Origin of the sequence: Acinetobacter rongchengensis (assembly GCF_003611475.1) — a bacterium.
GTDB classification, from domain to species: domain Bacteria; phylum Pseudomonadota; class Gammaproteobacteria; order Pseudomonadales; family Moraxellaceae; genus Acinetobacter; species Acinetobacter rongchengensis.
Genome location: NZ_RAXT01000005.1, coordinates 131,966 through 137,978, shown reverse-complemented (window position 1 = coordinate 137,978; position 6,013 = coordinate 131,966). Strand labels below are relative to the sequence as shown.

General features: G+C 32.1%; 7 protein-coding genes and 1 pseudogene. 6 read left to right on the top strand and 2 right to left on the bottom strand.

Features of this window, described 5'->3' with window-relative positions; translation table 11 throughout:
• From D7V20_RS20285 to D7V20_RS04945, 6 genes and pseudogenes are all read left to right on the top strand, one after another.
• A pseudogene (locus tag D7V20_RS20285) lies at positions 1 to 130 on the top strand (RHS domain-containing protein); the annotation flags it as partial.
• A gap of 143 nt (positions 131 to 273) precedes the next feature.
• Positions 274 to 1,092, top strand: a complete 819-nt coding sequence (locus tag D7V20_RS04965) for a tetratricopeptide repeat protein (RefSeq protein ID WP_120383219.1) — start codon at positions 274 to 276, stop codon at positions 1,090 to 1,092.
• Positions 1,093 to 1,337: 245 nt separating this feature from the next.
• Positions 1,338 to 1,778 carry a hypothetical protein gene (locus D7V20_RS04960; protein ID WP_120383218.1) on the top strand — a complete coding sequence of 147 codons (441 nt, stop codon included), beginning with the start codon at positions 1,338 to 1,340 and terminating at the stop codon, positions 1,776 to 1,778.
• A 148-nt stretch (positions 1,779 to 1,926) separates the two neighbouring features.
• Complete coding sequence (locus D7V20_RS04955; protein WP_120383226.1) at positions 1,927 to 2,388, top strand: hypothetical protein; 462 nt, start codon at positions 1,927 to 1,929, stop codon at positions 2,386 to 2,388.
• 218 nt (positions 2,389 to 2,606) lie between these two features.
• Positions 2,607 to 3,041, top strand: a complete 435-nt coding sequence (locus tag D7V20_RS04950; protein WP_120383217.1) for a hypothetical protein — start codon at positions 2,607 to 2,609, stop codon at positions 3,039 to 3,041.
• Positions 3,034 to 3,498: a hypothetical protein gene (locus D7V20_RS04945; protein ID WP_235831597.1), complete on the top strand. Its 465-nt coding sequence runs from the start codon at positions 3,034 to 3,036 to the stop codon at positions 3,496 to 3,498. The genes D7V20_RS04950 and D7V20_RS04945 overlap by 8 nt, the downstream gene beginning before the upstream one ends.
• A gap of 60 nt (positions 3,499 to 3,558) precedes the next feature.
• Here the strand turns inward: D7V20_RS04945 and D7V20_RS04940 are convergent, their stop codons facing one another.
• Positions 3,559 to 4,413 (bottom strand): tetratricopeptide repeat protein, encoded by an 855-nt coding sequence (locus tag D7V20_RS04940; RefSeq protein WP_120383215.1) that lies wholly within the window; start codon positions 4,411 to 4,413, stop codon positions 3,559 to 3,561.
• A gap of 188 nt (positions 4,414 to 4,601) precedes the next feature.
• Entirely contained in the window at positions 4,602 to 6,005 is a 1,404-nt protein-coding gene (locus D7V20_RS04935; RefSeq protein ID WP_120383214.1) for an efflux transporter outer membrane subunit, read from the bottom strand.
• Positions 6,006 to 6,013: the final 8 nt, after the last annotated feature.

Below are 6,013 nucleotides of genomic sequence, written 5' to 3'. Positions count from 1 at the left end.
GGCTGAGTTAGAGCGTGTCGCATTTTACCACTGTGATCAAGTGGGTACCCCGCACAGTTTAAGTAATGAGTTGGGCGAATGTGTATGGGAAATGACACAGGATACATGGGGAACAGCTTTGGCGATCAAAGAGTGGATCTGATGGGGTTAGCAGGTCAATGGGCTAATGCCAAAGAGAATTAAAAGAATTTCCTAGTAAACAAGGGTATCATCCTCTTGATTTGTTTGGCCAAGGATTATTCTAATTTAACTATATTAAATTGAGAGTAAACAATGAAAAATATTTTTTTATTTGTAGTTTTTATTTGCAGTATTTTAATTTCTTCGTGTACTAAGTCTTCTGAAAATTATCAAAAAAATGATACGATTAAAGAAATTCAAGTCAAAGCAAATAATGGAGATAAAGAAGCCCAATATAATTTAGGTGTTATGTACACTATTGGGAAAGATGTTGTGCCAAATCCTGAATTAGCATTCAAATGGTTTGAGAAGGCAGCAATTCAAGGTGATGCAGAAGCACAATATAATTTGGGAGTAATTTATACTGATGGTGAGGGCGTTGTTGAGCCAAATATAGAAAAAGCACTTTATTGGTATACTAAATCAGCAGATTTAGGTAATAAAGAAGCCCAAAACAATCTAGGTAATTTATATAGGAACGGTAGCGTAAATGGAATAAAAGATTATAAAAAAGCATTTGAATTGTATAATAAGTCTGCAAGTCAAGGATATGTCCTTGCTAATGTAAATTTAGCAGATATGTACTTGAATGGTTATGGTGTTGAGAGGAATTTTCAAAAAGCATATGAATTATATAAAGCTTCTGCTGAACAGGGGGATGTTGATGCTCAATTCATATTAGCGGGAATGTATGAAAGTGGCAATGAAATAGAAAAAAATTTAACAGAAGCTGTAAAGTGGTATACTAAAGCTGCTGAACAAGGTGACTCACAAGCTCAACTTAACTTAGGTAAAATGTATCAAGAAGGAAGTGGAGTAAAAAAAGATGATGAAAATGCGATTATGTGGTTTAAACGCTCAGCCCAACTAGGAAATAATGAAGCACAAAGTATAATAGATAAAAATTCTTAATTTATTTTTAAATAATTCGATAGCTAAATAAGTCAAATAATTACCTTTAATAAAAAGCTAAATTATTGTGAATACTTCTTTATTAATTTTATCACTATGGGATGTTTCATTTTTAATGTTGGATTCCATTGGTGAAAGTAGTAATTTTAGTGAAATTTTAGCTAGAGTGATTTTAATATTTTATAGTGTTGATACTTGTGATGGTTTTTAAATTAATTGTGTGTGACTTTAGTTGAAGGTCTAGTATGGTATCAATTTTTTTTATTCGTAAGGTTGCTTTTTTATTATTAGTATCGATTTCTTTAATAGGGTGTATTAAAATTTTAGATATTAATTCAAATAGTAAAGAAGAATTAGAAAATAATGAAGAAGTGAGTTATATTTTAGATTTTGTTGAGGAGCAAAGAAGCAAACTACCTATTCAAGTTGATTACTATACAGTCTGGGTTGATATTGATTTTGTAGATAATAAATTAATTTATATTTATAAGATTTCATCAAGTTCGCTTGGTGGTCAACAGAAGGAAGCTATGAAAAATTATTATTATTCATCCCCTAAAAAAGATGAAATCTGTAAATCTATTAAAGGTTTATTAAATTCTGAAATTACTTATGAGTATAAGTATGTAAATATGAAAGGTGAAGAGCTTGTTGTTATACCTTTTGATGAAAAAATGTGTCATTGAGGACTTTTTTAGATTTTATTGTAATAAATTCCATTAAAAAAGCTTAGTAATAAAAGAGCCTCAATACTTTGGAAATTCAAGCATGAGGCACGATAAAGTTAAATCTATAGAAACCAGCGTAGATATAATTTCTTATAGTCATAATAAAATGGGAGTGATTTTTGTGAATAGGTTTTGGGGTAATTTATCTAAATTTAGTATTTTAATTGTTGCAGTTCTATTTGTTATCTACTCAGTGGGTTTGATTATTGAGCAGCCTAAAGATAAATATTTATTTGAAATAAAAATGAAGGAATTGCTTGGTAATCATCTAGAAATCATAAACTCTATAAATAAGGCAGAAGTTCAGAATTCTTCTTTTGAGCTGCCTAAAAACTCTAATAATATTAAGCAGGTAATAAATTTACTGGAGAAAGATGGATGGGCTTTTAAAGGGGAGGGAATAGGTATAGATACCTATTGTTTAGGTGTGAATAATAGAATTAATATTATTACTCCAATTTGGGGTGGAAGCTATGACCTTAAAGGTAGAAGATTGAATATAAATAACTATAGTATCTATATTGTTTCTTATAGCTATAATAAGTGGGGAGATGATTTGTGTGAATAAATTCTTTAGAAATAATCTGGGTTTAGTATTTTTTTTTTGTTTAATTGTTATGGATACTACTAAGATTATGGGTGATTAGTAAAAGTATACTTTGCTTCTAAAACTAAAAAAATGAAGGTTTTCTAAGAGGGTATAGGTACACCTAAGGCAGGTTTTAATTTTAGATATGGAATTGAAGTTCAAGGATGGACTATTAAAGGATTAATTAAGAATTAAATATGAAAATCAGAAGTTTAAGTTTTTGTATATGCATTATTATCACTTTAATGGGATGTAGTAGTAATAAAATTCATGATGAACCATCAGATAAATACCCGTTTGAAGAAAAAATGAAAACTGTTTTAGATGAAAATTTAGAAGTTGTTAACTCATTAAATAGAGCAGAAGTTCAATTAGCGTATATAGAGTTACCAGCAAACTCTATAGAGACTAAGAAAATAATAAAGTTGTTGGGAGATGATGGATGGATACTGAAAGGAAGTGGAGTCAGTGTCGATACATATTGTTTAGGTGTCAGAAATAGCATTAATATAGCTAGCCCAATATTATTTAATGCTACAGACTATAAAGGAAATAAAGTTAAAGTTACAAAAAGTAATGTGGATATAATTTCTTATAGTTATAATAAGTGGGGGGATGATTTGTGTGAATAAATCATTATTTTTTTTAGTGATATTTATTTGTATTGCACTTGATTGTAATGGAGCTAAGGTTCGATCATTTGTTGATAATAACTCTGTAGTTGGTAAATTTGAGAAAGATGCTCATTATATTTTTAGCTCAAAACATATAGATATAAAATATTTTTCATCATATAATGCTGATAGAATAATATTTCAAATAAAAAGAACAGATGATGATGATCAGGATTTTTTAAGGAAAATAGAAAATCCTTTGGCAGAAAAAGGGTGGTCTTATAAAGGTAAATATAAACAGGCATATGTCTATTGTAATAGTAAATTAAACCAACTTGAACTAGTTCCGCCATTCAGTAATAATAATTACTCTAGTATTGGGGAAGGGCAAACGTTGAACCAATTAGTTGATTATTGGAATGTAAGTTTTATATCCTCAAAACATAAACGTTATATGTGTAGTAAAGTTAATTAAAAATCCATAAGTGTGAAAATTAAATTTCTATTTCTGTCAGTTTATATTGAATTTAAATATTTATTTTAAATGAGTTATTTCTTCCGCAGCTAAAGAATTTCCTGATTTTGCTGATTCTTCAAACCAAGTTCTTGAAATAGATAAATTTTGATCTACACCTAGACCATCTTTATACATTTTCCCTAAATGATATTGTGCGCCATCATCACCCTGATTTGCAGCTTCTAAAAACCACTTATAGGCTTGTGAGTAATCTTGTTTTATACCATCACCTAACAAATACATAAGCCCTAAATTATATTGAGCATCAACTTCATCTTGTTCAGCAGCTTTTATATACCATTGAGATGCTTTCAGTTTATCTTGTGGCACTCCATGCCCATATAAATACATATTACCCATATTATTTTCAGCAGCAGCGTACCCGGCATTAGCTGCCTTTAAATAATATTCAAATGCTTGTGCATAATTTTCTTGTACACCTATTCCATCTTTATAAAAATTACCGAGTTCATTTAATGATGGTATATCGCCTGAAGCAGCAGCATCTTCAAATAACTTTTTTGCTTGAGCGTAATCATTTTTAATACCTGACTCACTACTTAGAAGAATAGCTAAATTATATTTAGCTTTTGCATATCCTTGATCAGCTGCTAGTTTATACCATTTAAATGCTTCATCTATGTTTGGTTGAATACCCTCATAGCCATCAGTATAGATAACACCCATATTATATTGTGATTCAGAGTCTCCTTTTTCAGCTTTTGATCTAATATCATTAACATCCAAATCCTCTGAATGAGGCTGTTGTTGGCTAATACTATTTTCATTATTGTTTGAATCTACTGATTTTGCGCATCCTGAATTTAGGGTGCTAAGTAAGCAAATTGTTAGAAGAATTTTTTTTGATATCATATTTTTATCTCAAATATAAATTATTGAAGTAATTTACTCTAAAGTGCATACATTATATTGAATACGAAAATAACATAAACTATAACTATAGGTTAGTTTTTCTACATAACTGGTATTTTATAAACTGAATGATTTTATTTGATTAATAACATTATTAAAAACCCCTTTCGGGGCTTTTAATTTAGGAACTATGGCAGCTGCTTAATCGGACTACCACCCAAAGCTTGCATCAAAGTTACATAAGCATTGTATTGATTTTGCTTGGTTTGAACCAAAGACACTCGAGCATTTCGAGTTGTTTCCTGTGCATCCAATAAGTTTTTCAATGCAATTGCACCATTACGATAACGTACTTCAGTTAAACGCTCCGTTCTTTCAGCAAGTTCTAAATTCTTTTGCTGAAAAGCCACTTGTTTGTCTAATTCAGTACGGTTTGAAAGCGCATTTTCAGTATCAGCAAATGCTTGATAAAGCGTATTACGATATTGAACAATTGCTTTTTCATAGTCCAATTCACTGATCTTAATATCTTTTTTCATATCATTGTATTGAAGAAAAGGTAAACTCAAACTTGCACCTAAAGTCAGCGCAGGGTTTTTCAGTAAATTGGTCAAAGAGGTACTGGTCGAGCCTAAATTACCCGTTAAACTGATCGAAGGGTAGTAACTGGCTTTGGTTGCATCTTTAGTGGCGAGTGACTCACGTAAACGTAATTCAGCAGCACGCAAGTCTGGACGACGAGACAAAATATCCGCAGGTAAACCCGACGCAATATTGGGTAAACGAATACGTGGCAAATGCTTAGGTTCTTGAATATTCAACTGCTGAACAGGGATTTGTAATAACACTGCCAATGCGGTCCGTGCTTCAACCAACTGCTGTTCAATTTGACTTAAACTGGCTTTTTGACTTTGCACAGATTGCTCAGCCTGTGTTAAATCTAGACCTGAGACGGCTCCCGCTCGATACTGTGTGCGAACCAATTCATAGGTTTTTTGTGTTGCAGCTAAACTTTGTTGTGCTGCGCTATAGCGCTCATTTAAATAACCCAATTGCCAATATAAATTTGCAGTTGTTCCAACTAAAGTTTGCCCAGTGGCTTGCAAATCTTGCTCAGTGGCTAAAGACTCCCATTTGGCTGCTTCAGTTTGACGAGCCAATTTTCCAAACAAGTCTATTTCATAGCTCACACCTGCACTTAATGATAGACCTTTGGCAGAATCATCACCTGAATTTAGATCAAAACTATGCCCAGTAGAAACCCCTGAATTAACACGAGGTCCCTGTTGGTCACGTGCTAAACCTGCTTTTAAACGTGCAGTTTGTAAATTAATTCCAGCAACAGCCAAATCAGCATTACGTTGAATGACTTGATCCACCAATTGGTTGAGCTGAGTGTCACCAAATAAATTCCACCACTGATCTGCATACAAGTCTGCTTGGATCTGTTGAGACTTCGCTTTGTCATAGGCAAAGCTATTCGGCATTTGAACAGATGGCGCTTCATAAGGCGTTTTCACTACGGCAGCACATCCGACCAATGAACTCCCAAGAATCAAGGCGGTTGCAAGTTTTGTTAAATGGGTTTGCATGATTTTAT

What these genes read in the sequence shown, in the direction of transcription:
- D7V20_RS04940 (WP_120383215.1), bottom strand. Translation starts at nt 4,413, where the DNA reads ATGATATCAAAAAAAATTCTTCTAACAATTTGCTTACTTAGCACCCTA.
- D7V20_RS04955 (WP_120383226.1), top strand. Translation starts at nt 1,927, where the DNA reads ATGGGAGTGATTTTTGTGAATAGGTTTTGGGGTAATTTATCTAAATTT.
- D7V20_RS04960 (WP_120383218.1), top strand. Translation starts at nt 1,338, where the DNA reads ATGGTATCAATTTTTTTTATTCGTAAGGTTGCTTTTTTATTATTAGTA.
- D7V20_RS04965 (WP_120383219.1), top strand. Translation starts at nt 274, where the DNA reads ATGAAAAATATTTTTTTATTTGTAGTTTTTATTTGCAGTATTTTAATT.
- D7V20_RS04935 (WP_120383214.1), bottom strand. Translation starts at nt 6,005, where the DNA reads ATGCAAACCCATTTAACAAAACTTGCAACCGCCTTGATTCTTGGGAGT.
- D7V20_RS04950 (WP_120383217.1), top strand. Translation starts at nt 2,607, where the DNA reads ATGAAAATCAGAAGTTTAAGTTTTTGTATATGCATTATTATCACTTTA.